Origin of the sequence: Micromonospora aurantiaca ATCC 27029, assembly GCF_000145235.1 — a bacterium.
Classification (GTDB): domain Bacteria; phylum Actinomycetota; class Actinomycetes; order Mycobacteriales; family Micromonosporaceae; genus Micromonospora; species Micromonospora aurantiaca.
Map to the genome: position 1 here is coordinate 1,484,138 of NC_014391.1, position 26,040 is coordinate 1,510,177.

A 26,040-nucleotide genomic window follows, 5' to 3' on the forward strand; every position below is an offset into this window, starting at 1 on the left:
TGGTAGCCGTGCTCACCATGCCGGTACGCCAACTGGGGGAGTCGGAGCGCCGCGCGGTCGAGCGGCTGCTCGACCTCGACCCGTACGCCGGCGCGCAGGTCGCCGAGCGGGTGGCGGCGCGCGGGCTGGCCTGGTGGCGGGCCGAGGCGCGGATCCTCGGGTACGGCTCCCGCCGGCACCTGGAGTCGATCTGCTGGCTGGGCGGCAACCTGACCCCGGTGCTCGCGTCCGAGTCGGCGGTGACCGCGTTCGCCGACCAGTTGAGCGCCGAGGAGCGGCTCTGTTCCTCGATCGTCGGCCGCGCCGACGCGGTGCTCGGGCTCTGGGACCGCCTCTCCGCGCACTGGGGGCCGGCTCGGGACGTACGCCCGAACCAGCCGCTGCTGGCGACGGACGCGCTGCCCGCCGTGGCGCCCGACCCGCACGTGCGGCGGGTGCGCGGCAGCGAGGTCGACCTGCTGTTCCCGGCGGCGGTGGCGATGTACACCGAGGAGGTCGGGGTGTCGCCGCTGGCCGAGGACGGCGGGCGCGGCTACCGGCGGCGGGTGACCGAGCTGGTGCGCGCCGGCCGCGCCTACGCCCGTTTCGTCGACGGGCGGGTGGTCTTCAAGGCGGAGCTTGCAGTGGTGACCCGCCGGACCGCGCAGGTGCAGGGCGTCTGGGTGGCGCCCGAGTGGCGTGGCCGGGGCATCGCCGCCGCCGCGATGGCGGCAGTGGTCCGCGACGCGCTGGAACGGGTCGCGCCCACAGTGAGCCTGTACGTCAACGACTTCAACCTGCCCGCCCGCCGGGTCTACGAGCGCTGCGGCTTCCGCCCGGTCGGCACGCTCGCCACAGTGCTGTTCTGAGGATCACTCCCGCCAGACGTCCCGAACCGGACACCCGGCGCTATGCTGGGCATGTTTTTATACTGACTAGTCAGTTCGGAATTCGGGGTCCTGATGAACATCGTCGAGGCCGTCGGCCTGGGTCTGCGCACCCGCCGGGGCTGGGTCTACCGGGACGTCGACCTCACCGCCGCGAGCGGTGAGCTGCACGCCGTCACCGGCCCGCCCGGCAGCGGGCGCACCTCGCTGCTGCTCGCGCTGGCCGGACGCTTCCCGCACAACCACGGCGAACTGCGCCGCCGCGGCCCGGCCGCGCTCGGCCAGGTCGCGGGCGTGCACGAGCCCGACCCGACGCTCACCGTCGCCGAACACATCACCGAACGCCTGCTGCTGCTCGGCCCGGTGCCACGCCGCCGGCGCCGCCTCGTGCCGGTGGCAGCGGTCCGGGCCCGCCGGGCCTACCGCCGCGACGCCTACGCCGCCGCCATCGCCGGCGCCGGACTCACCGACGCGCCCCTCGACCCCGACCGGTACGGCCGCGACCTCACCCCGGTCGAACGGCAGGTGCTCGGGCTCGTGCTCGCCAGCCTCGGCGGCCCCAGCCTGATCGTCGCCGACGACGTGGACGCCGGCGCCGACCGGCCCGAGCGGGAGTGGATGTGGGGCGCGCTGGAACGCCTCGCCGACCAGGGGTACGCGGTGGTCGCCAGCGCCCGCGCCGTCGAACCCGGGGTAACCGCCACCGTGCACCGCATCGGCGACCCGGCCCTGCCCGTCCCCGCCCTGACCGTGCCCACCGAGGTGTCCGCATGAGCGTCCTGCGACTGGCCCTGTTCGAGCTGCGCCGGATGACCCGGGGCCGGCTGCCGCGCGCCGCCCTGGCAGTGCTCACCATCGTCCCGCTGCTCTACGGCGCCCTCTACCTGTACGCGTTCTGGGATCCCTACGGGAAGATGGACCGGATCCCGGTCGCGCTTGTCAACGCCGACCGCCCGGCCACCGCCGGTGACGGCAGCGAGGTGCACGCCGGCCGCGACCTCACCGAGAAGCTGCTCGACCGCAAGGTGTTCGGCTGGACCGTGACCGACCAGGCCGACGCCACCAAAGGGCTGCGCGACGGGCGCTACCACCTGGTCTTCTCCATCCCGGAGGACTTCTCCGCCACGCTCGCCGCCGGCCCGGAACCGGACCGCCCGGCCCGGCAGGGCGAGCTGAAGGTCGTCAACGACGACGCCACCAACTACCTCTCCGGGCTGCTCGCCCGGTCGGCGTTCAGCGAGATCCGGGCCGCCGCCGCGCAGAGCACCGCTGCCACGTACTTCGACAAGATGCTGATCGGCTTCACCGACGCCAAGGCCGAGACCGGCCGCGCCGCCGACGGCGCCGGGAAGATCGCCGACGGGCTCGGCACCTCCCAGCAGGGCGCGGGAAAGATCGCCGACGGGCTCGGTGACGCCGAGGACGGCGCCGGTCAGCTCGCCGGTGGACTCAACCAGTCGGTCCAGGGCGCGGACAAGCTCGCCAAGGGCCTCGACCAGCTGCGGACCGGCGCCGCCCAGCTCGCCGACGGCGCCGGGCGCGCCGCCACCGAGACCAAGGCCGCGGCCGCGACCGTGAACGCCGCCGCCGACAGGTACGAGCCGGTGCTGCGCCGCAACGCCGACAAGATCGAGAAGGCGGCCACGCTCGTCGCCGACGGCGCGCAGCAGCTCGCCGCCGGGCTGGACGCGCTACCCGGCAAGGCCGCCGAGGTGGTCGCGACCGCCGAGGAGGTCAGCGACCGGCTCGACGCGGTCGCGAAGGAACACCCCGAACTGGCCGACGACCCGGACTTCGCCGCCGCCCGCAAGGCCGCCGACCGGGCCGTCACGCAGGCCCGCTCAGTGGTGGCCGCGCTGGACAAGACCGACATGGCCACGTTGCGCAAGCAGATGACCGACGTGGCGAAGACCGCCCGCGAGGTGGCCGCCGCCGCGCCGCACCTGGCCGACGGCGTCGCCTCCGCCCGCGCGAAGGTCAACGAGCTGGCCGGTGGGCTCACCACGCTGGCGCAGGGCAGCGCCAAGCTCCGCGACGGGCTGGGCGACGCGTCGACCGGCGCCGACCAGTTGCGCGGCGGCCTCTACCGGCTCGCCACCGGCGCCCGCCAGCTCGACGGCGGCCTGGCCCAGCTCGGCAGCGGCAGCAACCGCCTGGTCGACGGGCTGACCCGGCTGGAGGGCGGCGCCGGCGACCTCGCCGACGGGCTCGCCGCCGGGGAGCGGAAACTACCCGGGTACGACGACGCGGCCACCCGCGCCGGCGTGCTCGGCGACCCGGTCGGCCTGATCCGCGACTCGCAGAACCCGGCCGGCTCGTACGGCGTGGGCTTCGCCCCGTACTTCCTGTCGCTGGCGCTCTGGGTCGGCGCGATGATCACGTACATGCTGTTGCGGCCGGTCAACCGGCGGCACGTGATGTCCGGCGCGCCCGGCTGGCGGGTCGTGCTCGCCGGGTGGCTCCCGGCCGCGGGCATCGGCCTGGCCCAGGTCACTGTGCTCTACACGGTGGTGACGCTCGGGCTCGGGCTCGACCCGCGGCACGGACCGGCCACGTTCGGTCTGCTCGCCCTCACCTCGCTGGCGTTCACCGCGATCATGCAACTGCTCGGCGTGGCGCTCGGCCCGGCCGGGCGGCTGGCCGCGCTGGCGCTGCTGATGCTCCAGCTCACCTCGTCCGGCGGCACCTACCCGGTGCAGACCTCGCCCGGCTTCTTCCAGGCGATCCACCCCTGGCTGCCGATGACGTACGTGGTGGACGGCCTGCGGCACACCATCAACGGCGGTACGACCGCCCCGGTGGTCACCGCCGCGCTGGTGCTGCTCGCGTTCGGGCTGGGCGCCATGGCGCTCACCGTCGGCGCGGCCCGCCGGTCCCGCCGGCTGACCCCGGCGAAGCTGCACCCCGAACTGACCATGTGAGGATGAGCCGGTGACGGACGGACGGACGCGCCGGCGCGAGGACACCCGCCAGCGCCTCTTCGTGGCGGCGGTGGACCTCATCGCCGAGCAGGGCTTCTCGGCCACCACTGTGGACGACATCGCGGCCCGGGCCGGTGTGGCGAAGGGGACCGTCTACTACAACTTCGAGTCCAAGACCGTCCTGTTCGAGGAGCTGCTGCGGCACGGCATCGGCCTGCTCACCGCCGAGTTCCGGGCCGCCGTCGACGGGCTGCCGCCGCTGGAGGCGCTCGGCGCGCTGGTCCGCGCCCAGCTGGAGTACATCCGCCGCTACCGCGCCTTCGCCCAGCTCCTGCTCTCGGAGATGTGGCGGACCAACAGGGAGTGGCAGCAGACGCTGCGGCTGCTGCGCGGCGAGGCCGTCGCGGTGATCGCCGACACGGTGAAGGCCGGCGTGGACAGCGGCGACCTGCCCGCCGACCTGGACGTGCGTACCGCCAGCTCGGCGCTGTTCGGCGTCGGGCTGGTGGTAGCAGTGGACTGGCTGGTCTTCTCGCCGGAGCGGCCGATCGACGAGGTGCAGGAGTCGCTGCTCGGCATCGTCCGGCGGGTCGCCCGGACCTGACCAGCGGGCGGTAATTCGGTTGATTCCGGGCCGCCGGAAGGGTGAGGGTGAGGGCACCGCCCCACCGATCCGAGTCCGGAGGACCTTCCATGCGCCTGCTCCGAGATCTCTGGGCCACGGCGCCCCGGCGGATGACGGCGGTCCTGCTGCTGATCGTGCTCGGCGCCGCCGGCCAGGCGGCCGCCTCCGCGCTGGCCGGGCCGGTGCTGGTGCACCGCTCGTCCGGGTGGTTCGTCGCGCTCGCGGTGGCGCTCGTCGCCGCTGTCGTCACCGACCTGCTGATCGGCCTGATCATGGCCCGGCTCACCGCCGACTGGTCGGCCGACGTGCGACGGCGGCTCTGCCGGGTCGCGCTCGGCCAGGACCTGCCCACCCTGGAGACCACGCCGGTCGGCGAGCTGCTCGACCGGATCGACAACGACGTCTACCAGGTCGCCGCCGAGATGCGGAACACCGGCGTACGGCTGGTGCAGGGCCTCGCGGTCTGTGTCCTCGCGACGGTGAGCGCGCTGATCGTCTGGTGGCCCGCCGGTGTCGGCATGATCGTGCTCACCTCCCTGCTCGCGGTGACGCTGCGCCGCCCGACCGCCCGGATCGCCCCGGCCCGGATGGCCGAGGAGGAGGCGTGGTCCGACCTCGCCGCAGTGATGGAGGAGGCGGTGCACGGGCAGGACGACGTGCGCACCAGCCTCGCCCGGCCGTACGTGCTGCGCCTCTACGCCCGCCGCGCGGCCGAGGTGATCGCCCGGTGCGGCCGGGTGTTCCGGCTCTCCGCGCGGGTCACCGCGGTCGCCGCCGGCGCGGTCGGGCTCGGCGTCGCGGGCGTGGTGCTGGGCGGCGCGTGGGCGCTGTCCACCGGCCGGGTGGACGCCGCGCGGCTCACCGCGATCTGGCTGCTGGCCGTCGCGTTCGGCGCGACCGTCGAGCAGATCGCCCGCTGGGTGCCGCACCTGCAACAGGCGTTCGGCGCCTGGGGCCGGGTGCAACTGCTCGCCGGATCGCCGCAGGAGCCGGGCGGCGGCGACGCCCCGGTCGACGGCGACCTGACCGTGCGCGGGCTCACCTACCGCTACCCGTCCGGCGGGGACGACCGCGGTCCGGCGCTGCGCGACGTCCACCTCGACTTCGTCCGCGGGCGATCGTACGCGCTCGTCGGGCGGACCGGCTCGGGCAAGTCGACGCTGGCCAAGGTGCTCACCCGGGCGGTGGAGGTACCGCGCGGCACGGTGTTCCTCGGCGGCACCGACCTGGTCGACCTGGACGTGGAGGAACTGCGCCGGTGGATCGCCGTGGTGCCGCAGCGCACCGAGATCCTGGCCGGCACGCTCGCCGAGAACGTGGCGCTGTTCGATCCGGAGCTGCTGGACGCGGCCGAGCGGGCGCTGGCCGAACTGGGCCTGGCCGGCTGGATCGCCGAACTGCCCGACGGCGTGCACACCCGGCTCGGCGACGGCGGCTACGTGCTCTCCGCCGGGCAGGAACAACTCGTCGCGTTCGCCCGCATCCTGGTCCGCGACCCGCACGTGGTGATCCTCGACGAGGCCACCGCGCGGCTCGACCCGGTCACCGAGAACCGCGTACGAGAGGCCACCGAACGGCTGCTCACCGACCGGATCGGCATCGTCATCGCGCACCGGCTCTCCTCGGTGCGCCGCTGCGACGAGGTGGTCGTGATGGCCGACGGCGCGGTGCTGGAGGCCGGCCCGCTGCGCGAGTCGGCCCGCTTCGCCGAGCTGCTCGCCACCAGCCACGCCGGGGCGTACGCCGGGGTGGGCGCCCGGCGCGGCGGTGTGGAACTGCTCGACGCGCCCGCCTGGGACGACGCGCCCGCCACACCGGCCGCGCCCTCGACGCGGCCGGCCGCCGTGCCGCGCACCGACCCGCCACCGGCGCCGCCCTCGCCGCCCGCGCGGACCATGCGGGAGATCTTCCGGCTGGGCACCAACGATCCGCGGTACGGCCTGCTCTCGGTCGGCCTGTTCGTCGTGATGACGGTGCTCGGTCTGGACGGCGCGGTGCTGCCCTGGCTCTGGGCCGACCTGGTCGGCGGCGGCGACCCGTGGCTGCCGGCGCTGGGCATCGTGGCCGCGCTGCTGGTGGTGCTGCCGCTGCCGTACCTGACGAACCTGTGGTTCCCGCAGTGGTGGATCCGGCAGATGCTGCGGATCAGCGCCCGGCTGGTGCACGGGCAGACCGGCGCGCGCCGGGTCAGCGGGCACACCCCGGCCGAGGTGGTGGCCCAGGGCGGCGACACCGACCGGGTGGTGCACCTGGCCGACAACCTGATGGACCAGTTCATCTCGCTGGTCATCGTGGTCGCCATGACGCTGGTGACCGGCAGCTTCGTACCGGCGGTGTTCTTCGTCGGCACGATGGTGGTGTCCGGGCTGGCGGCGACGCTGTTCGCGCCGCGGCTGGAACGCACGGCCGCAGGCACGGTGAAGGCGCGCGCCGCGTTCGCCACCGCGCTGGTGTCCGCGCTGTCCGCCGCCCGTACGGTCAAGCTGGCCGGCGCCACCCGCCCGGTGCTGCGCCACCTCGCCCGGCTGGACGAGGTACGCAGCGAGCGGCAGCGACGCGAGATCGCCATGCAGGTGTGGGCCCGGTCCACCCCGTCGGTCGCCAGCGGCCTGCTGCCGATCGGCGCGTGGGCGCTCTACCTGGCCGGTGAGCTGTCCGCAGGTGCCACGCTGGTGGCCGTGTCCACCCTGGGCGCGGCCCGCTGGTTCGCGTGGACCACCGCGTCGCTGGTGTCGCAGTACCCGTCGGCGCGCGTGTGGACCAAGCGGACGGTGGCGATGACCGGCGAGGCCGTGTACGCGGCGCCGGTGCCCGGCCTCGATCTGGTCGCGGGCACCGCGCCCGCGCCCGAGCCGCCGCCCCGGCACCCGCTGCGCCGCCTGGAGCTGTCCGGCTTCGGCGCGCTGCACTCCGACGGCACGCTCGCCGTCCGCGACGTCGACCTGGTGGTCGAGCGCGGGCAACTGGTGCTGGTCGTCGGCCCGGTCGGGTCCGGCAAGTCGTCGCTGCTGCGCGCGCTCGCCGGGATCGTGCACCACGTCGGCGAGCTGCGCTGGAACGGTGACCCGGTCACCGAGCCGGAGATGTTCCTGCGCCCCAACCAGGTCGGGTACGTGGGCCAGCTACCCCGGGTGCTCTCCGGCACGGTGGCCGACAACATCGCGCTCGGCCACCAGGTGGACGCCGCCGGAGCGGTCTCGACCGCCCAGCTCGAACACGACCTGGCCGCGGCCGGCGGCGGGCTCGGGCTGCTGATCGGGCACAAGGGAACCCGGTTGTCCGGTGGTCAGCTCCAGCGGCTGGCGCTGGCCCGGGCGCTCGCGCCGCGTACCGAGCTGCTGGTGGCCGACGACGTGTCGTCGGCGCTGGACGTCAGCACGGAGCTGGCGCTGTGGGCGGCGCTGCGCGAGCACGGGGTGACTGTGGTCGGCTCGACCGCGAAGCGGGCCGCCCTGGTCCGGGCCGACCACGTGGTGGTGCTGATCGACGGCACAGTGGCGGACCAGGGCACCTGGACCGACCTGGAACCCCGCTGGAACCACCTGGCCGGCTGACCGCCCCCGCCCCACCGGGCGGGGGCGGGGTGGGTCAGAAGGCTCGGGTGTACTGGTCGGGCCAGGCCGGGGCGGCGCCGAGCTTGGCGGCGGCGCGGCGCGGCCAGTACGGGTCGCGCAGCAGTTCCCGCCCCAGCAGCACCAGGTCCGCCTCGCCGCCGGCCACGATCTGCTCGGCCTGCTCGGGCTCGACGATCAGGCCCACGGCGCCGGTCGGCACCCCGGCGTCGCGGCGGATCCGGGCGGCCAGCGGCACCTGGTAGCCGGGGCCGACCGGGATGGACGCCTGGACGGCCGCGCCGCCCGAGGACGTGTCGATCAGGTCGACTCCGGCGGCGGCCAGTTCCCCGGCGAGCACCACGCTGTCGTCGACGGTCCAGCCGTCGTCGGTCCAGTCGGTGGCGGAGATCCGGGTCAGCACCGGCACGGACTCGCCGACGGCGGCGCGTACCGCGCGGGCCACCTCCAGGGTGAGCCGCATCCGGGCGGCCCGGTCACCGCCGTAGCCGTCGGTGCGCCGGTTGGTGAGCGGGGACAGGAACTCGTGCAGCAGGTAGCCGTGCGCGGCGTGGATCTCCACGGCGGCGAACCCGGCGTCCAGCGCCCGCCCGGCGGCGGTGGCGAAGGCGTCCACCACCGCGGCGATGCCCGCCTCGTCCAGCGCGGTCGGCGTGCGGTACTCCGGCACGAACGGCTGGTCGCCGGGGCCGACAGGGGTCCAGCCGCCCTCGGCGTCCGGCACCCCGCCGCGCGCCGGTGCCCACGGCCGGTACGTGGACGCCTTGAACCCGGCGTGCGCGAGCTGCACGGCCGGGACCGCGCCGTGGGCGGCGACGAACGCGGTGATCGGCCGCCACGCGTCGACGTGCGCGTCGGACCAGAGCCCGGTGTCCTGCGGGCTGATCCGGCCCTCGGGCACCACAGCCGTCGCCTCGGTGATCACCAGGCCGGCCCCGCCGACCGCGCGGGAGCCGAGGTGGACGCGGTGCCAGTCGGTGGGCAGGCCGTCCGGCCCGGCGCTGTACTGGCACATGGGCGCCAGCGCGATCCGGTTGGGCAGCGTGACGCCGCGCAGGGCGAGCGGGGTGAACAGGGCGCTCATTCTCGGATCCTCCGGTCGTGGCAACGGGTGCGCCTCCTTCTCAGGACACGCACCCGAAGAGGTGTGGATCAGGCGGGTACGGGTTCGAGCCGCTCGGTTTCGGCCGGCTCGATGAGGTCGCGCTTGCCGGCCGAGTCGTACGCGGCCCGGTCGAGCGTGCCCTCCCGGGCGGCCACGATGGTCGGCACCACGGCCTGCCCGGCCACGTTCGTGGCGGTACGGATCATGTCCAGGATCGGGTCGATGGCCAGCAGCAGGCCGGCCCCGGCCAGCGGCAGGCCCAGCGTGCTCAGGGTCAGCGTCAGCATGACGATCGCGCCGGTCAGGCCGGCGGTCGCAGCCGAGCCCACCACCGAGACGAACGCGATCAGCAGGTAGTCGGTCACACCCAGGTTCACGCCGAACACCTGCGCCACGAAGATCGCGGCGAGCGCCGGGTAGATGGCGGCGCAGCCGTCCATCTTCGTGGTGGCGCCGAACGGCACCGCGAAGGAGGCGTACTCGCGGGGGACGCCCAGGCGCTCGACCGACCGCTGGGTCACCGGCATGGTGCCCACCGACGAGCGGGAGACGAACGCCAGCTCGATGGCGGGCCAGGCGCCGGCGAAGAAGCGCAGCGGGTTGAGCTTGCCGGCCACCGCGAGCAGCACCGGGTAGACCACGAACAGCACCAGCGCGCAGCCGACGTAGACGGCCGTGGTGAACTTCGCGAGCGGGGCCAGCAGGTCCCAACCGTACGAGGCGACGGCGTTGCCGATCAGGCCGAGCGTGCCGATCGGGGCGAGCCGGATGACCCACCAGAGCGCCTTCTGCACGATCGACAGCAGCGAGCGGTTGAGCGACACGAACGGCTCGGCGGCGTCGCCGACCAGCAGCGCGGCGGCGCCCACCACCAGGGCGAGGAAGACGATCTGCAGGACGTTGCCCTCGACGAACGCGCCGACCGGGTTGGTCGGGACGATGCCGGTGAGGAAGTCGATCCAGGAGCCGGTGGTCTTCGGCGCGGTGGCGCCGGCCGGGTCCAGGTTGACGCCCCGGCCGGGGTCGGTGAGCAGGCCGATGCCGATGCCGATGCTCACCGCGATGAGCGCTGTGACGCCGAACCAGAGCAGCGTCTTGACTGCCAGCCGGGCGGCGTTGGCGACGCCGCGCAGGCTCACCACGCTGACCACGATGGCGGTGAAGACCAGCGGCGGCACGGCGAGCTTGAGCAGCTGGACGAAGAGGCCGCCGACGGTGTCGAGCGTGCTGGTCAGCCAGGCGAGGTCGGCGGCGCGGGCGAGGAAACCGAGCGCCACGCCGAGCACGAGGCCGAGCAGGATCTGGACGGAGAAGGGGATTCTGCGCAGGGCGGAAGTCATGAGGACGGATCCAAGGTCTGGAGAGGGAAGGCGGGCGTCGGGGGCGTGGAGCTACGCCGGACAGACGCCGCTGGCCTGCCGTCGCAGATCGACGTACAGGCGCTCGGTGAGGCACCAGACATTGGTCATCGTCGCGACACGTTACTCCCGCCCCGGGCCGTAACGGAAGGACCGTCGCCGGTGAGGCTCCTTACAGCCAGGTAGCCGGAGGTGACCAGTCCCCAGGCGGCGACCACGACCAGCAGCACCCGCTCCGACACCCCGAGCAGCGCGCTGCGCCCGACCAGCAGCAGCGCCGCCGCTACTACGGCGGCCACCGGCAGCGCCACCGCCGCGCCGACCGCGGCGATCCGCCGCAGCCCCTGGTCCGTCGCCGGGGAGAACAGCAGTACGAGCATGGCGAGCACCACCGCGGCGGTCGCCGCGATGCTCGCACCGCCGTGCACCAGGTCGGCCACCGTTGTCGCCTCGAACGGCGGCAGCGGACAGCCTTCGCTGCACGTGACGGCGCCGGAGAGCACCGTGGCGACCGCGCCGACGCCGAGCAGCCCGGCCGCCGCCCGCAACCCCGGTGGCAGCGCCCCGGCGAGCAGCAGCAGCGACGCGGCCACCGAGAAGATCCCCAACCGGTACGCCCCGGCGTACCCGCTGTCGGTGATGCCCGCCTCACTCACGTACGCGATGGGGCCCGGGCCGGGACCGGCGATCACCGCGACAGTCACCGCTGCCGCGCCGGCTGCCAGGCAGACGGCGGCGAACGCGGCGGCGATCCGGCGGCCGGTGTCCTCAGCCACGTCCGTGCGGGGTGGTCCAGCCGGACAGGTCCGGCCCCAGCGGCACGATCCGGGTCGGGTTGATCATGTCGTGGGTGGCGTAGTAGTGCCGCTTGATGTGGTCGAAGTCCACCGTCTCGCCGAAGCCCGGCGTCTGGAACAGGTCCCGCGCGTACGCCCACAGCACCGGCATCTCGGTGAGCTTGCGCTCGTTGCACTTGAAGTGGCCGTGGTACGCCACGTCGAAGCGCACCAGCGTGGTGAACAGGCGCACGTCCGCCTCGGTGATCGCGTCGCCCATCAGGTAGCGCCGCCCGGCCAGCCGCTCGCTCAGCGCGTCGAGGCGGGCGAACAGCGCGGTGAACGCCTCGTCGTACGCCTCCTGGGAGGTGGCGAAGCCGCACCGGTAGACGCCGTTGTTGACGTCCCGGTGGATCTCCGCCATCAGCGCGTCCATCTCCGGGCGCAGCTCGACCGGGTACAGATCCGGCGCGTCCGGCGCGTGGAACCGCCGCCACTCGGTCGAGAAGTCCAGCGTGAGCTGCGGATAGTCGTTCGTCACGACTCGTCCGGTGAGCGTGTCCACGAGCGCCGGCACCGTCACCCGGCCGGTGTAGTCCCTGTCGGTGGACAGATACGCCTCGGACAGGAAGCCGATGCCGAGCACCGGGTCGAAGCCGTCCGGGTCGAGCGCGAACCGCCAGCCCCGCTCGTCCCGGATCGGGTCGACGGTGCCCAGCGAGATCACCTCGTCCAGCCCGAGCAGGCCGCGCACGATCCGGGCCCGGTGCGCCCACGGGCAGGCCCGGCACCAGATCAGCCGGTAGCGGCCCGCCTCCAGCGGCCAGCGTCCCTGCTCGTCCGGCCCGCCCCCCTCGGGTGACGTGGAGTGCGGAGTGACCCGGCCGGTGAACCGGTTGGGCTGGCGGACGAACGCGCCGCCACCGCTGGTCTCTGCGCTGAACTGGGCCCCGGACATGCGGCAAACCTATCCGCTCCGGTCACGGATATCCTGGCGCCGGGTACCCCCGCGACCCGCCGACCGACCCCTTCCCACCCCCGAAGGACGTACGCGCGATGACAGTGGCCTATCTCGTTGCCGGAGTCCGCACCCCGATCGGCCGGTACGCCGGCGCGCTGGCAGGGGTCCGCCCCGACGACCTGGCCGCGCACGTCGTCCGCGAGCTGGTGGCCCGCCACCCCTCGGTCGACTGGGCCCGCACCGACGACGTGATCCTGGGCTGCGCCAACCAGGCCGGCGAGGACAACCGCAACGTGGCCCGGATGGCCGCGCTGCTCGGCGGCCTGCCGGAGGAGGTGCCGGGCAGCACCGTCAACCGGCTCTGCGGCTCCGGCCTGGACGCGCTCGCCTCCGCCGCCCGCGCGATCGTCGCCGGGGAGGCCGACCTGGTGGTGGCCGGCGGCGTGGAGAGCATGAGCCGCGCGCCGTTCGTCATGCCGAAGGCGGCCACGCCGTTCGCCCGCACCGCCGAGGTGTACGACACCACGATCGGCTGGCGGCTGGTGAACCCGCTGATGCGCAAGGGGTGGGGCATCGACTCGATGCCGGAGACGGCGGAGAACGTGGCAGCGGAGTTCGGCGTGGACCGGGCCGCGCAGGACGCCTTCGCGTACCGGTCGCAGCAGCGGGCCGCCAAGGCGCAGGCCGACGGCCGGCTGGCCGAGGAGATCGTCCCGGTGACGGTGCCCGCGGGCAAGCGCGAGACGAAGCTGGTCGAGGCCGACGAGCACCCGCGCGAGACGTCGCTGGAGAAGCTCGCGGCGCTGCCCACCCCGTTCCGCGAGGGCGGCACTGTGACCGCCGGCAACTCCTCCGGCGTCAACGACGGCGCCGTCGCGCTGCTGGTCGCCTCCGCGGCCGCCGTCGAGCGCTACGGCCTCACCCCGCTGGCCCGGGTACGCGGTGCCGCGTCGGCAGGCGTACCGCCGCGGATCATGGGCATCGGTCCGGTTCCGGCGACCCGGAAGCTGCTCGACCGCACGGGCCTGTCGCTCGCCGACGTGGACGTGATCGAGCTGAACGAGGCGTTCGCCGCGCAGTCGGTGGCGGTGCTGCGCGAGCTGGGCCTGCCGGAGGACGCCGAGCACGTCAACCCCGGCGGCGGGGCCATCGCGCTGGGTCACCCGCTCGGCGCCAGCGGTGCCCGGCTGGCGTTGACCGCCGCGCTGGAACTGCGCCGAAGGGGCGGCCGGCGGGCGCTCGCCACCATGTGCATCGGTGTCGGCCAGGGCATCTCGCTGCTGCTGGAGTCGGCCGCCTGAACCGGGCCGCCGGCATCGCCTCCAGTGGATCTCCCGAACCCGGCCGTACCGGCCTAGAGTGGTCTGGACCACATGATCCGCCATCGACGGCGGACGACGACCTGGGGGACCGAGCGATGCAGACGCCGGAGAGCCTGCCCACCGAGATCGACCTGACCCGGCCGAGCGCCGCCCGGGTCTACGACTACTTCCTCGGTGGGGCGCACAACTTCGAGATCGACCGGCAGCTCGCCGAACAGATCGCGGCGATGACGCCGAACCTGGCCGCCACCATGCGCTCCGGGCGGGAGTTCCTGCGCCGGGCCGTACGGGTGCTGCTCGACGCCGGCATCGACCAGTTCCTCGACGTCGGCTCCGGCATCCCCACCGTCGGCAACGTGCACGAGGTCGCCCAGGCCGCCGACCCGGACGCCCGCATCGTGTACGTGGACATCGACCCGGTTGCCGTGGCGCACAGCCACGAACTGCTCGCCGGCAACGACCGGGCCACGGCGATCCTGGCCGACCTGCGCGAGCCGAAGCTGATCCTGGACCACGCCCGCGCCAGCGGCCTGATCGACTTCGACCGGCCGCTGGGCATCCTGCTCGCCGGCGTGGTGCACTTCGTGCCCGACGCCGACCGCCCGGCCGACATCCTGGCCACGCTGCGCGCCGCCGCCGCACCCGGCAGCTACCTGGTCATCTCCCACTCCACGTTCGAGGACCAGCCGCAGGAGATGCTGGACGCGCAGCGGCTGTCGGCGCGTACCGCCACCGAGATCACGCTGCGCTCGCGGGCCGAGATCACCGGCTTCTTCGGCGACTGGACGATCCTCGAACCGGGCGTCGTGCACATGCCGCTGTGGCGGCCCGACTCCCCGTCGGACGTGGACGAGCACCCGGAGCGGTTCGGGGCCTTCGGCGGCGTCGCCCGGCACGACCGCGCCGACGGCTGAGCCCCATGCGCGCCCCGGACAGCGACGGGGGAGACGTCAGCCGGCCCGGCGCCGCCGCGTACGCCGCCGAGTGGGCTCGCGCGGTGCGCCGTATCGGGTTCGTGCCGCTGAGCGCGGCCGAGACCGAGCGCCTGCTGGTGCCGCTCACCGAGCGACTCGGCGAGGCCCTGCTCGCCCCCACCTTCTCCGCCCGCCCGGCGGAGGAGGTGGGGCGTGCCCTGGTCCAGGCGCACCTCACCGAGCCCGGCGTGCTCGACTGGTCGGTGCAGGCGCTCGGCGACCGGTTCCTGCCCTGGGTGCTGCCGTCGCGCACCGAGTCGCCGGAGCTGCGTGAGCGGGTCGCGCTGCTCCAGGGCGCGTTCGCCGCCGGGTTCGCCCGCGCGCTGCGCGACCGGGTCTTCAGCCAGCAGGAGCGGATCGCCCGGTCCGCGTGGCAGGCCCGGGACACCGTCGAGCAGGCGCTGCGGGACAGCGAGGCGCGGTTCCGGGCGGTCTTCACCGGCGCCGCCATCGGCATCGGCATCGCCGGGGTGGACGGGCAGATCATCGAGGTCAACCAGTCGTTCGCGGACATGCTCGGCTACGCCGTCGCGGAGATGCGGCGGATGAACGTCTCGGCGTTGTTCCACCCCGACGACGCGGCCGGGATGTGGGAGCTGTACCAGGAGCTGATCGAGGGCAAGCGGGACAGCGCGCGGGTGGAGAAGCGCTACTACCGCAAGGACGGCAGCGTGGTCTGGACCGACCTCGCGGTCTCGCTCATCCGGCACGACGACGGCCGGCCCCGGTTCACCGTGGCGATGGTGGAGGACATCACCCAGCGGTACGAGTTGCAGCAGCGGCTGCGCTTCCAGGCGCTGCACGACCCGCTGACCGGCCTGCCCAACCGGACGCTGTTCTTCGAGACGCTCGGCGACGTCTTCGACGGCGCCGGTCCGGAGCAGCGCGTCGGGCTGTGCTTCATCGACCTGGACGGCTTCAAGGCGGTGAACGACAGCCTCGGCCACGACCTGGGCGACCGGCTGCTCAAGGTGATCGCCCGCCGGCTCAGCGACTGCGTGGCCGGGCGCGGCCACCTGGTGGCCCGGATGGGTGGCGACGAGTTCGTCATCCTGGTCGACTCCGACGGCGGCATCGACGACGCGGTGGAGGTCGCCGAGCTGGCGCTGGCCGCGGTGTCCGCGCCGGTGCACGTCGGTGACCAGCAGCTCGCCGTGTCGGCGAGCATCGGCATCGTGGAGTGCCCGGCGGCGGAGACGAGCGTCGGCGACCTGATGAAGGCCGCCGACACCACGCTCTACTGGGCCAAGGCGGAGGGCCGGGGCCGCTGGGCGGTGTACGACCCGGAGCGCAGCGCCGCCGACATCGCCCGCTCCGCGCTGGCCGCGAACCTGCCCGCCGCGCTGGACCGGGGCGAGTTCGTGCTGCACTACCAGCCGATCGTGTCGCTGCTGGACGGCACGATGGTGGCGGTCGAGGCGCTGGTGCGCTGGCAGCACCCGGAGCTGGGGCTGATCGGGCCGGACCGGTTCATCGGGCTGGCCGAGGAGACCGGCCTGATCGTCCGGCTCGGCGCCTGGGTGCTGCGTCAGGCGTGCCGCGACGCCGAGTCGTGGCGGCGCGCGTACCCGGACACCACGCCGGTGGTGAGCGTCAACCTGGCCGCCCGGCAGGCCGACGACCCGGCCATCGTGGAGACGGTGGCGGAGGCGTTGCAGCACACCGGCCTGCCGGCCGAGCTGTTGCAGCTGGAGCTGACCGAGAGCGCCGTCATGGGCAGCGCCGGCGAGCCGCTGCGGACGCTGCACCAGCTCGCCGGCCTCGGGCTGCGGCTGGCCATCGACGACTTCGGCACCGGCTACTCGAACCTCGCGTACCTGCGGCGGCTGCCGATCCACTGCGTGAAGCTGGCCGGCCCGTTCGTCGAGGGGATCCGGGGTGACGGCGGGGACGCGGTCGCCGACCATCGGGACGAGCGGATCGTGGACGCGCTGGTCCGGCTGGCGCACGCGCTGGAGCTGTCGGTGACGGCCGAGGCGGTGGAGACCGAGGTGCAGGCCGAACGGCTGCGGGCGCTGCGCTGCGACACCGGGCAGGGCCGGCTGTTCGGGGCCCCGATGCCCGCCGACGGCATCCGCGCCCGCCTGGGCGGGTAAGGAAGGGCCCCCTCTTAACGCCTCCGGTAGAGGAGGGGGCCCCGCTTAACACCTCCCGCGCACGCGGCAGGCGAGGAAGGGAGAACCGGTGAGCCTCACCGATTCGCAGGCCGTGGTGTCGGTGGTCGCCGCGCTGGCGATCGTCGCCGGCCTGGCCGGGGTGGTGGTGCCCGGGTTACCGGCGCTGCCGCTGTGCTGGGGCGGCGTACTGGTGTGGACGCTGTTCGGCGACGCCGGGCCGGGCCGCTGGGCGGTGCTCGCCGCCGCCACGGCGATCGCCGCCGGTGGCACCGTGCTCAAGTACCTCTGGCCGGGGCGCAACCTGAAGCGGACCGGCGTGCCCACCACCTCGCTGCTGGCGGGCGGCCTGCTCGGCGTGGTCGGGTTCTTCGTGATCCCGGTGGTCGGGCTGCCGATCGGCTTCGTCGGCGGGATCTTCGGCGCCGAACGGCTGCGGCTCGGCGACACCCGCCTCGCCTGGCCGGCCACGGTGCAGGCGCTCAAGGCCGCCGGGTTGTCGATGGTCCTGGAGTTCACCGCCGGCCTGATGATCGCCGCGCTGTGGGTCGCGGGGCTGCTGTTCGTCTGACCGTCGCCGGACCACCCGGCGGCTACCCCACCGGTACGGTCGACCGGATGCGGACAACAGTCCTGGGCGGCCTCGGCGCCTTCCCCACCGCCCACCAGGCCTGCGCCGGCTTCCTCGTCGAACACGACGGCTTCCGGCTGCTGATCGACCCCGGCTACGCGACGCTGCAACCGTTGCTGGCGCTCACGAGGGCGGAGCACGTCGACGCCGTCTACGTCAGCCACGGCCACCCCGACCACTGCGCCGACCTGCAACCGCTGGTCCGCGCCCGGGTGCTCGCGAACCGGTCCGGGCCGCCCCTGCCGGTGTACGCCCCCACCGGCAGCCTCGCCGGACTGCTCGCGATCGACGAGCCGGGCCTGCTCGAACCCGGGTACCGGCTGACCGGGTTCACCCCGGGGGAGACGCTGCGTCTCGGGCCGTACGAGGTGCGGACGTTCGCGTTGCCGCACTGGGTGCCGAACGCCGGAGCCCGGTTCTCGGCGGCGGGCCTGGTGCTCGCCTACACCGGGGACACCGGACCCAGCCCGGCGCTGGTGGAGCTGGCCCGCGACGCGGACCTGCTGATCGCGGAGGCGACCTATCCGGACGACATCCCGCAGCGGCACGAGGGGAACCTGTCCAGCGCCGTCGAGGTCGGCCGGTACGCCGCCGAGGCCGGGGTGCGGCGCCTCCTGCTCACCCATTTGTGGCCGGGGACGGAGCCGCGGGAGGCGCTGGCCGCCGTACGGCGCGGGTTCGCCGGCCCGGTGGAGGTGGCTGCGCCCGGGCTGACGGTGACAGTCGGCCGGTAGGGAGCGGCGGCGCGGGGCGTCCGGAGGGTACGGCCGATCGCCGTACTTCAGTGAGAGAGAGGTGGACGCCGCGCGCCGCCGCGGACCGGGCGTTGCCGAGCGCCCGGTGCCGGCCCGTCGGGTCGGGCCTGGTCACGCCCACAATGATGCCCCGGGTGGGATCGGGCGACAACGCAATTACCGGGGTACGTATTGACCGCCTTGATCGGCTGGGAGCACACTGCGAGCACTCGCACGAGCATCGCCTCGAGGAGGTGTGCAGTGGCCACGACGCCCGCGCCGACCGCCGAGCAGCCGATGGACGACGACGCCCGACGACTCGCCGAACTCGGCTACAAACAGGAGTTGCGCCGCAAGTGGAGCGGCTTCTCCAACTTCGCGATCTCGTTCTCCATCATCTCGATCCTGGCCGGCTGCTTCACCACGTTCGGCCAGGCGTGGAACAACGGCGGCCCGGTGGCGATCTCCTGGGGCTGGCCGCTGATCTCGCTGTTCATCCTGATCATCGGCTTCTGCCTGGCCGAGCTGGTGTCGGCGTACCCGACAGCGGGCGGGATCTACTGGTGGGCGGCGACGATGGGCCGGCCGGTGCACGGCTGGTTCACCGGCTGGCTCAACCTGATCGGGCTGGTCGCGGTGACCGCGTCGGTCGACTACGGCTGCGCCACGTTCCTCAACCTGACGCTGTCGGCGCTGTTCGACGGCTGGGCCGGCACCGGGCACCAGACGTTCGGGCTGTTCGTGGTGATCCTCGCGCTGCACGGGCTGATCAACATCTACGGGCACCGGATCATCGACGTACTCCAGAACGTCTCGGTCTGGTGGCACGTCGCCGGCGCGGCCGCCGTGGTGCTGATCCTGGTCCTGGTCCCGGACAACCACCAGAGCTTCCAGTTCGTGTTCACCGAGCGGTTCAACAACTCCGGCTTCGGTGACGGCGACACCGGCGGGCTGGCGTTCTGGTTCTACGTGCTGCCGCTGGGCTTCCTGCTCACGCAGTACACGATCACCGGCTTCGACGCCTGCGCGCACGTCTCCGAGGAGACCCGGGGCGCGTCCAAGGCCGCCGCGCAGGGGCTGTGGCGGTCGATCTTCTACTCGGCGGTGGGCGGCTGGATCCTGCTGCTGGCGTTCCTGTTCGCGGCCACCGACGTGGACGCGATCAACGAGGCGGGCGGCTTCTCCGGGGCGATCTTCGAGAGCGCGCTGACGCCGTTCTTCTTCAAGGCCGTCATCATCATCTCCACCATCGGGCAGTTCTTCTGCGGCATGAGCTGCGTGACGTCGATGTCGCGGATGGCGTACGCGTTCAGCCGGGACCGCGCGGTGCCCGGCTGGAAACTCTGGTCGAAGGTGAACCGCAACGGCACGCCCGTCAACGCCATCATCGGCGCGACGCTGGCCGGGCTGGTGCTCACACTGCCCGCGCTCTACCAGCGCGGCGGCATCCCGGTCGCGTTCTACGCGGTGGTGTCGGTCGCGGTGATCGGGCTGTACCTGTCCTTCATCATCCCGATCTTCCTGCGGCTGCGGATGGGCGACCGGTTCACCCCGGGCCCGTGGACGCTCGGCCGCCGCTACAAGCTGCTCGGCTGGATCGCGGTGGTCGAGATCGCGGTCATCTCGGTCTACTTCGTGCTGCCGATCGTCCCGGCGGGTGTGCCCGGCAACCCCGACTTCAGCTGGACGGCTGTGAACTACGCGCCCATCGCCATCGGTGGCGTGCTGCTCGGCGTCGCGATCTGGTGGTACGCCTCGGCCCGCAAGTGGTTCACCGGCCCGCGCCGCACAGTCGACCAGGCCGAACCCGAGCCCGAGCCTGCCGAGCCGTCGTAGCTGTCGGTGGGTCCTGCCATGATCCGGCAATGGACTCGGAAGCGGTGGTACGCGCGTTGTGGGATCGCATGCAGGCCCGGGACTGGACCGGCGTCGGCGACCTGCTGGCCGACGACGTGGTGGTCGAGTGGCCGGTCAGCGCCGAGCGGATCGTGGGCCGCGACCACTACGTGAAGATCAACGCCGAGTACCCGGAGGGCTGGTCGATCCGGGTACTGCGGGTGGTGGCATCCGGCGACACTGTGGTGTCCGAGGTGGAGGTGCCGCACGAGGAGATGGGCGTGCACCGCGTCGCGTCGTTCTGGACCGTGCGCGACGGGCGGATCGCCGACGGCCGGGAGTACTGGACCAGCCTCGGTGCGGACCCGTCCCCGCAGTGGCGATCCGCCTGGGTCCAGCCCATGTGACGGCGGGCTGTCCGCGTACCGAAGGGGTCAGATCGTGGGGCGGCGGTGGGTGAGCGGGAAGCGGAGGATGCGGTCGTCGCCGGCCGCCGGGGTGCCGCGGCCGTCGCGGTTGCTGGTCGCCACCCAGAGCGCGCCGTCCGGCGCGACCTCGACGGTACGCAGGCGGCCGTACGTGCCGACCAGCTCCGCCACCGGTACGCCGACGCGGCCGGCGGCGTCGACGGGCACCGCCCAGAGCCGGGCGCCGCGCAGCGCGGCGACGTAGAGCGTGCCCCTGGTGAACGCGGCACCGCTCGGGGACGCCTGCGCGGGCGGCCAGACGACGACCGGGTCGCGGAACCGGGGATCACCGGCGACGCCCTCGACGAGCGGCCAGCCGTAGTTGCCGCCGGGCACGATCCGGTTCACCTCGTCCCAGGTGCTCTGGCCGAACTCGGTGGCGAACAGCCGCCCCTGCCGGTCCCAGGCGAGGCCCTGCACGTTGCGGTGGCCGTAGCTGTAGACCAGCGAGCCGGGGAACGGGTTGCCGGCCGGCACGCCGCCGTCCGGGCGGATCCGCAGGATCTTGCCGTTGCGGCTGGTCAGGTCCTGCGCGCGGGCGGACACCCCGGCGTCGCCGATCCCGGCGTAGAGCATGCCGTCGGGGCCGAACGCGATCCGGCCGCCGTCGTGGACCGCGCTGCGGGCGGTGCCGCTCACCAGCACCTGCGGCGGCTGGGACGAGCCGAGGCGGAACCGGACGATCCGGATGTCGGCAGCCGTGGTGTAGGCGGCGTAGACCCACCTGTCCCGGCGGTACCGGGGGGAGACCGCGAGCCCGAGCAGGCCCGCCTCGCCGCCCGCGGCCACGTCGGCGATCCGGGCCACCTGCCGGGCCGGGCGACCCGGGCGTACGCGCAGGATCGTGCCCTGGTCCCGCTGCGCGACCAGGGCGCTGCCGTCGGGCAGGAAGGCCAGCCCCCACGGCGCCTCCAGCCCGGTCGCGACGACGCGGGGACGGGTCAGGTCGTAGCCGGACCAGCCGGCACGCCCGTCGAAGCCGCGCAGGTCCAGCGCGACCGGGCGCTGGTGCGCGTCAGCGGTGACCGGCCGGTCGGGGCCGTCCGCGGCCGGGCGGCCGGTGGGCCGGTTGCCGGCGTGGGCGTCGGTCGCTGCGAGCACGATCGCGAGGACGGCGGCGACGACCGCGACGGTACGACGGCGCATGTGCACTCCCCGGTTTCGCACCCGGCCTCGCCGGGGCATTGACGGTGATCCGGTTTGCCAGTAGACCTTGGTGATGGAGGCCCCTGATGAAACCAACGCCGCTCTCGCTGGAACAGTTGCGGGTCGCCGTCACCGAGGGTGAGATCGACACGGTGGTGCTCGCGCTCACCGACATGCAGGGCCGCCTGCAAGGCAAGCGGTTCCACGCGCCCTACTTCCTCGACCAGGTGGTCACGCACGGCAGCGAGGGCTGCAACTACCTGCTCGCCGTGGACGTCGACATGAACACCGTCGACGGGTACGCGATGTCGAGCTGGGAACGCGGCTACGGCGACTTCGCCATGCGCCCCGACCTGGACACGCTGCGCCGGATGCCCTGGCAACCCGGGTCCGCGCTGCTGCTGGCCGACCTGGAGTGGCTGGACGGCTCCGGCCCGGTGGTCGCCTCGCCCCGGCAGATCCTGCGCAAGCAGCTCGACCGGCTGGCCGCGCACGGGCTGACCGCGTACGCCGGCACCGAACTGGAGTTCGTGCTCTACCGCGACTCGTACGAGGAGGCGTGGCAGCGCGGCTACCGCGACCTGACGCCGGCCAACCAGTACAACGTGGACTACTCACTGCTCGGCACCGCCCGGGTCGAGCCGCTGCTGCGCCGCATCCGCACCGAGATGGCCGGCGCCGGGCTCACCCCGGAGAGCGCGAAGGGCGAGTGCAACCTCGGCCAGCACGAGATCGCCTTCCGGTACGACGAGGCGGTGCGCTGCGCCGACCACCACGTCATCTACAAGAACGGCGCCAAGGAGATCGCCGCCCAGGAGGGCATGGCGATCACGTTCATGGCGAAGCCGAACGAGCGGGAGGGCAACTCCTGCCACATCCACTTCTCGCTGCGCGACGCCTCCGGCTCCTCGGCGATGCTGGGGGACGGGCCCGCGCACCTGAGCGTCACCGGGCAGCGGGTGCTGGCCGGGCTGCTCGCCACCATGCGCGAGTTCAGCCTGTTCTTCGCACCCAACATCAACTCCTACAAGCGCTACCAGCCCGGCTCGTTCGCGCCGACCGCGCTGCGCTGGGGCACCGACAACCGCACCTGCGCGCTGCGGCTGGTCGGGCACGGGCAGGGGATGCGGGTGGAGAACCGGGTGCCGGGGGCCGACGTCAACCCGTACCTGGCGATCGCCGCCCTGGTGGCCGGCGCGGTGCACGGCATCGAGAACGAGCTGGAGCTGGCGGACGAGTGCACCGGCAACGCGTACGACGACCCGGACGCCGAGCGGGTGCCCACCACGCTGCGTGACGCGCTGGACCTGTGGCAGCACTCGGAGGTGGCCCGGGAGGCGTTCGGCGACGAGGTGGCCGCCCACTACGCCAATCAGGCGAAGGTCGAGCTGACCGCCTTCGACGCCGCGGTGACGGACTGGGAGCTGACCCGTGGCTTCGAACGCCTCTGACCTCGCCGCGCTCCCCGCCGCCGCGCCCGCCCTCGCGCCCCGCTCTCGACGTCGATCTTGCACTTGCGGCCCTCGGTGCGGGCGTTATGGGGCTTTCGCCGGGGCAGCAACTGCAAGATCGCGGGGGCGAGGGGAGGGGGGACCGCGTGGGTGAGGTGATCTCGCCTGTTGACGGGGCGGGGATCGGGGTCGTTCCGGGGTGCTCCGTGGAGGACGTGGATGCTGCTGTCTCGCGGGCGGCTGCGGCGTTCGAGACGTGGCGTCATGTGGCGCCGGGGGATCGGGGGCGGCTGCTGCGGCGGTTCGCCGCCCAGGTCGACGCGCACCTGGAGGAGCTGGCTCTCCTGGAGGTGCGCAACGCCGGGCACACCATCGGCAACGCCCGCTGGGAGGCGGGCAACGTCCGCGACGTGCTCGACTACTACGCGGGCGCGCCGGAACGGCTGACCGGCCACCAGATCCCGGTGCCCGGCGGGCTCGACGTCACGTTCCACGAGCCGCTGGGCGTGGTCGGCGTGATCGTGCCGTGGAACTTCCCGATGCCGATCGCCGGCTGGGGGTTCGCCCCGGCGCTCGCCGCCGGCAACACGGTGGTGCTGAAGCCCGCCGAGCTGACCCCGCTGACCGCGCTGCGCCTGGCCGAACTGGCCCGCGACGCCGGCCTGCCCGACGGCGTGTTCACAGTGCTGCCCGGCCGGGGCAGCGTGGTCGGCGAGCGGTTCGTCACCCACCCGGCGGTCCGCAAGATCTGTTTCACCGGCTCGACCGAGGTCGGCACCCGGATCATGGCCGGCTGCGCGGCCCAGGTGAAACGGGTGACGCTGGAGCTGGGCGGCAAGTCGGCGAACATCGTCTTCGCCGACGCGGACCTGGAGAAGGCGGCTGCGACCGCGCCGTACGCCGTCTTCGACAACGCCGGCCAGGACTGCTGCGCCCGCTCCCGGATCCTGGTCCAGCGCCGGGTGTACGACAGGTTCCTGGAACTGCTCGAACCGGCCGTACGGGCGGTGCGGGTGGAGGACCCGGCCCGGGACACGGCCGAGATGGGCCCGCTGATCTCCGCCGCGCACCGGGACCGGGTCGCCGGGTACGTCGACGGCGCGGACGTCGCATTCACCGGCTCGTGCCCCGACGGCCCCGGCTTCTGGTACGCCCCGACTGTGCTGCTCGCCGGCTCCCCGGCGGACCGGCACTGGCGGGAGGAGGTCTTCGGCCCGGTCGTCTCGGTGCTCCCGTTCGACGACGAGGCGGACGCGATCCGGCTCGCCAACGACACCGAGTACGGGCTCTCCGGCTCGATCTGGACCCGGGACGTCGGGCGCGCGGTGCGGGTGGCCCGCGCCGTCGAGTCGGGCAACCTCAGCGTCAACTCGCACTCCTCGGTGCGCTACTGGACCCCGTTCGGCGGGATGAAGCGTTCCGGCCTGGGCCGGGAGCTGGGTCCGGACGCGCTGCACGCCTTCACCGACGTCAAGAACGTGTTCATCGGCACCGAGGAGTGATCACAGTGCAGGGACGGCTTTCCGACCGGGTGGCAGTGGTGACCGGCGCGGGCAGCGGCATCGGGCTCGCCACCGTACGCCGTTTCGCCGCCGAGGGCGCCCGGGTGGTCTGCGTGGACATCGACGCCGACGCCGGCACCCGGGCCGCGCAGGAGGTGGGTGGCGAGTTCGTCGCCGCCGACGTAGCCGACGAGACGGCCGTGCGCGACCTGTTCGACGGGGTGGTGCAGCGGCACGGCCGGGTGGACGTGTCGTTCCACAACGCGGGCATCTCGCCGCCTGAGGACGACTCGATCCTGGAGACCGGCCTGGACGCCTGGGAACGGGTGCTGCGGGTCAACACCACGAGCGTGTACCTGTGCTGCAAGTACGTCATCCCGCACATGCGCCGCCAGGGCAAGGGCTCGATCATCAACACCGCCTCGTTCGTGGCGCTGATGGGCGCTGCCACGTCGCAGATCGCGTACACGGCGAGCAAGGGCGGGGTGCTGGCGATGACCCGGGAGCTGGGCGTGCAGTTCGCCCGCGAGGGCATCCGGGTCAACGCGCTGTGCCCCGGGCCGGTGGCGACGCCGCTGCTGCTGGAGCTGTTCGCCAAGGATCCGGAGCGGGCCGCCCGGCGGCTGGTGCACGTGCCGATGGGCCGGTTCGGCGACCCTGCCGAGATCGCCGCCGCTGTGGCGTTCCTCGCCAGCGACGACGCCTCGTTCATGACCGCCGCGCAGTTCGTCGTCGACGGCGGTATCACCGGCGCGTACGTCACCCCCCTGTGAGCGCGAGGAGTGAGCCGGTCTTGCGAGCCCCGCAGTCGCGAACCAGGTCGGCACTGTGAGCGCGAGGAGTGAGCCGGTCTTGCGAGCCCCGCAGTCGCGAACCAGGTCGGCACTGTGAGCGCGAGGAGTGAGCCGGTCTTGCGAGCCCCGCAGTCGCGAACCCAGGCCGGCACTGTGAGCGCGAGAAGGCCGGTCATCGGCATCACCGCGTACGTCGAGCCGGCCGGCTGGGCGGTGTGGCGGGACGTGCCGGCGACGCTCGTGCCGCACGCGTACGTCCGCTCGGTCACCGCGGCGGGCGGCCGGGCCGTCGTGCTGCCCCCGGACGACGCCGACGCGGACGTGCTGGGGCTGCTGGACGGGCTGCTGCTGGCTGGCGGCGCGGACGTCGGGCCGGAGCGGTACGGCGAGCCGCCGGACCCGCGTACCGAGAGCCGGCCGGAGCGCGACGCGGGGGAGACGACGCTGCTGACCGCCGCGCTCGCCGCCGACCTGCCGGTGCTGGGCGTGTGCCGGGGCATGCAACTGCTGGCGGTGGCGTACGGCGGCCTGCTGCACCAGCACCTGCCGGACGTGGTCGGGCACGACGGGCACCGTCCCGCGCCGGGCGTCTACGGGTCGCATCCGGTGCGCTTCGCCGCCGGCAGCCGGACCGCCGAGGTGATGGCCGGGGTGGACCGGGTCAACTCGTACCACCATCAGGCGGTGGCCGACCCCGGCGGCCTGGCGGTGACCGGCTGGGCCGACGACGGGGTGATCGAGGCGGTGGAGGATCCGGCGCGGCGGTTCGTGCTCGGGGTGCAGTGGCATCCGGAGAACGAGGCCGAGCCGCGGCCGGTGGCCGCGCTGGTCCGGGCCGCGATGTCGGCTAGATCACACACCCGCGTTTCGTAGGTGCGGACAGCC

21 protein-coding genes are annotated in these 26,040 nt (G+C 73.6%); 16 read left to right on the forward strand and 5 right to left on the reverse strand.

Going from position 1 to position 26,040, the window contains the following annotated elements; genetic code table 11:
• Nucleotides 1-8 precede the first annotated feature (8 nt).
• From MICAU_RS07170 to MICAU_RS07190, 5 genes are all read left to right on the forward strand, one after another.
• The gene (locus tag MICAU_RS07170) at nt 9-848 is read left to right on the forward strand and encodes a GNAT family N-acetyltransferase (RefSeq protein ID WP_030269880.1); all 840 of its coding nucleotides are present in this window, start codon (nt 9-11) and stop codon (nt 846-848) included.
• 93 nt (nt 849-941) lie between these two features.
• Nucleotides 942-1,640 (forward strand): ATP-binding cassette domain-containing protein, encoded by a 699-nt coding sequence (locus MICAU_RS07175; RefSeq protein ID WP_013284629.1) that lies wholly within the window; start codon nt 942-944, stop codon nt 1,638-1,640.
• Nucleotides 1,637-3,787: a YhgE/Pip family protein gene (locus MICAU_RS07180; RefSeq protein WP_013284630.1), complete on the forward strand. Its 2,151-nt coding sequence runs from the start codon at nt 1,637-1,639 to the stop codon at nt 3,785-3,787. The genes MICAU_RS07175 and MICAU_RS07180 overlap by 4 nt, the downstream gene beginning before the upstream one ends.
• 10 nt (nt 3,788-3,797) lie before the next feature.
• Entirely contained in the window at nt 3,798-4,391 is a 594-nt protein-coding gene (locus tag MICAU_RS07185; protein ID WP_013284631.1) for a TetR/AcrR family transcriptional regulator, read from the forward strand.
• An 89-nt stretch (nt 4,392-4,480) separates the two neighbouring features.
• The gene (locus MICAU_RS07190; RefSeq protein ID WP_013284632.1) at nt 4,481-7,966 is read left to right on the forward strand and encodes an ATP-binding cassette domain-containing protein; all 3,486 of its coding nucleotides are present in this window, start codon (nt 4,481-4,483) and stop codon (nt 7,964-7,966) included.
• Between the two features lie 34 nt (nt 7,967-8,000).
• Here MICAU_RS07190 and MICAU_RS07195 read toward each other — a convergent pair whose 3' ends face one another.
• The 4 genes from MICAU_RS07195 to MICAU_RS07210 all read right to left on the reverse strand — a co-directional run bounded on the left by MICAU_RS07195 (nt 8,001) and on the right by MICAU_RS07210 (nt 12,181).
• The gene (locus MICAU_RS07195) at nt 8,001-9,068 is read right to left on the reverse strand and encodes an NADH:flavin oxidoreductase/NADH oxidase (RefSeq protein ID WP_013284633.1); all 1,068 of its coding nucleotides are present in this window, start codon (nt 9,066-9,068) and stop codon (nt 8,001-8,003) included.
• A gap of 68 nt (nt 9,069-9,136) precedes the next feature.
• Nucleotides 9,137-10,417, reverse strand: coding sequence for a dicarboxylate/amino acid:cation symporter (locus tag MICAU_RS07200; protein WP_174361771.1), 1,281 nt, complete (start codon nt 10,415-10,417; stop codon nt 9,137-9,139).
• A 137-nt stretch (nt 10,418-10,554) separates the two neighbouring features.
• Nucleotides 10,555-11,223, reverse strand: a complete 669-nt coding sequence (locus MICAU_RS07205) for a DUF998 domain-containing protein (RefSeq protein ID WP_013284635.1) — start codon at nt 11,221-11,223, stop codon at nt 10,555-10,557.
• Nucleotides 11,216-12,181: a glutathione S-transferase family protein gene (locus MICAU_RS07210; protein WP_013284636.1), complete on the reverse strand. Its 966-nt coding sequence runs from the start codon at nt 12,179-12,181 to the stop codon at nt 11,216-11,218. The genes MICAU_RS07205 and MICAU_RS07210 overlap by 8 nt, the downstream gene beginning before the upstream one ends.
• 98 nt (nt 12,182-12,279) lie before the next feature.
• On the opposite strand from MICAU_RS07210, the gene pcaF reads away from it, so the two are divergent.
• The 7 genes from pcaF (at nt 12,280) to MICAU_RS07245 (ending at nt 20,202) form a co-directional block, all read left to right on the forward strand.
• Nucleotides 12,280-13,485, forward strand: coding sequence for a 3-oxoadipyl-CoA thiolase (gene pcaF / locus MICAU_RS07215; protein ID WP_013284637.1), 1,206 nt, complete (start codon nt 12,280-12,282; stop codon nt 13,483-13,485).
• A 116-nt stretch (nt 13,486-13,601) separates the two neighbouring features.
• The gene (locus MICAU_RS07220; protein ID WP_013284638.1) at nt 13,602-14,420 is read left to right on the forward strand and encodes an SAM-dependent methyltransferase; all 819 of its coding nucleotides are present in this window, start codon (nt 13,602-13,604) and stop codon (nt 14,418-14,420) included.
• A 5-nt stretch (nt 14,421-14,425) separates the two neighbouring features.
• On the forward strand, nt 14,426-16,576 hold the full coding sequence (locus MICAU_RS07225) for a putative bifunctional diguanylate cyclase/phosphodiesterase (RefSeq protein ID WP_013284639.1): 2,151 nt from the start codon (nt 14,426-14,428) through the stop codon (nt 16,574-16,576).
• Between the two features lie 88 nt (nt 16,577-16,664).
• Nucleotides 16,665-17,165, forward strand: coding sequence for a DUF456 domain-containing protein (locus MICAU_RS07230; protein ID WP_013284640.1), 501 nt, complete (start codon nt 16,665-16,667; stop codon nt 17,163-17,165).
• A gap of 47 nt (nt 17,166-17,212) precedes the next feature.
• Complete coding sequence (locus MICAU_RS07235) at nt 17,213-17,959, forward strand: MBL fold metallo-hydrolase (protein WP_013284641.1); 747 nt, start codon at nt 17,213-17,215, stop codon at nt 17,957-17,959.
• Nucleotides 17,960-18,220: 261 nt separating this feature from the next.
• On the forward strand, nt 18,221-19,795 hold the full coding sequence (locus MICAU_RS07240; RefSeq protein WP_013284642.1) for an amino acid permease: 1,575 nt from the start codon (nt 18,221-18,223) through the stop codon (nt 19,793-19,795).
• A gap of 29 nt (nt 19,796-19,824) precedes the next feature.
• Entirely contained in the window at nt 19,825-20,202 is a 378-nt protein-coding gene (locus tag MICAU_RS07245; protein WP_013284643.1) for a nuclear transport factor 2 family protein, read from the forward strand.
• Between the two features lie 27 nt (nt 20,203-20,229).
• Here MICAU_RS07245 and MICAU_RS07250 read toward each other — a convergent pair whose 3' ends face one another.
• A complete protein-coding gene (locus tag MICAU_RS07250; protein WP_013284644.1) occupies nt 20,230-21,408 on the reverse strand; it encodes a PQQ-dependent sugar dehydrogenase in 1,179 nt (392 codons plus the stop codon).
• An 86-nt stretch (nt 21,409-21,494) separates the two neighbouring features.
• On the opposite strand from MICAU_RS07250, the gene MICAU_RS07255 reads away from it, so the two are divergent.
• The 4 genes from MICAU_RS07255 to MICAU_RS07270 all read left to right on the forward strand — a co-directional run bounded on the left by MICAU_RS07255 (nt 21,495) and on the right by MICAU_RS07270 (nt 26,028).
• The gene (locus MICAU_RS07255; protein ID WP_013284645.1) at nt 21,495-22,859 is read left to right on the forward strand and encodes a glutamine synthetase family protein; all 1,365 of its coding nucleotides are present in this window, start codon (nt 21,495-21,497) and stop codon (nt 22,857-22,859) included.
• Between the two features lie 146 nt (nt 22,860-23,005).
• Nucleotides 23,006-24,361 (forward strand): aldehyde dehydrogenase family protein, encoded by a 1,356-nt coding sequence (locus MICAU_RS07260; RefSeq protein ID WP_013284646.1) that lies wholly within the window; start codon nt 23,006-23,008, stop codon nt 24,359-24,361.
• Nucleotides 24,362-24,366: 5 nt separating this feature from the next.
• Nucleotides 24,367-25,134 (forward strand): 3-oxoacyl-ACP reductase, encoded by a 768-nt coding sequence (locus MICAU_RS07265; RefSeq protein ID WP_013284647.1) that lies wholly within the window; start codon nt 24,367-24,369, stop codon nt 25,132-25,134.
• Between the two features lie 174 nt (nt 25,135-25,308).
• Complete coding sequence (locus MICAU_RS07270; RefSeq protein WP_041798856.1) at nt 25,309-26,028, forward strand: gamma-glutamyl-gamma-aminobutyrate hydrolase family protein; 720 nt, start codon at nt 25,309-25,311, stop codon at nt 26,026-26,028.
• Nucleotides 26,029-26,040 lie beyond the last annotated feature (12 nt).

Coding starts and splice junctions, on each gene's coding strand:
- MICAU_RS07175 (WP_013284629.1), top strand. CDS start 942: ATGAACATCGTCGAGGCCGTCGGCCTGGGTCTGCGCACCCGCCGGGGC.
- MICAU_RS07180 (WP_013284630.1), top strand. CDS start 1,637: ATGAGCGTCCTGCGACTGGCCCTGTTCGAGCTGCGCCGGATGACCCGG.
- MICAU_RS07190 (WP_013284632.1), top strand. CDS start 4,481: ATGCGCCTGCTCCGAGATCTCTGGGCCACGGCGCCCCGGCGGATGACG.
- MICAU_RS07195 (WP_013284633.1), bottom strand. CDS start 9,068: ATGAGCGCCCTGTTCACCCCGCTCGCCCTGCGCGGCGTCACGCTGCCC.
- MICAU_RS07210 (WP_013284636.1), bottom strand. CDS start 12,181: ATGTCCGGGGCCCAGTTCAGCGCAGAGACCAGCGGTGGCGGCGCGTTC.
- pcaF (WP_013284637.1), top strand. CDS start 12,280: ATGACAGTGGCCTATCTCGTTGCCGGAGTCCGCACCCCGATCGGCCGG.
- MICAU_RS07220 (WP_013284638.1), top strand. CDS start 13,602: ATGCAGACGCCGGAGAGCCTGCCCACCGAGATCGACCTGACCCGGCCG.
- MICAU_RS07225 (WP_013284639.1), top strand. CDS start 14,426: ATGCGCGCCCCGGACAGCGACGGGGGAGACGTCAGCCGGCCCGGCGCC.
- MICAU_RS07235 (WP_013284641.1), top strand. CDS start 17,213: ATGCGGACAACAGTCCTGGGCGGCCTCGGCGCCTTCCCCACCGCCCAC.
- MICAU_RS07245 (WP_013284643.1), top strand. CDS start 19,825: ATGGACTCGGAAGCGGTGGTACGCGCGTTGTGGGATCGCATGCAGGCC.
- MICAU_RS07250 (WP_013284644.1), bottom strand. CDS start 21,408: ATGCGCCGTCGTACCGTCGCGGTCGTCGCCGCCGTCCTCGCGATCGTG.
- MICAU_RS07255 (WP_013284645.1), top strand. CDS start 21,495: ATGAAACCAACGCCGCTCTCGCTGGAACAGTTGCGGGTCGCCGTCACC.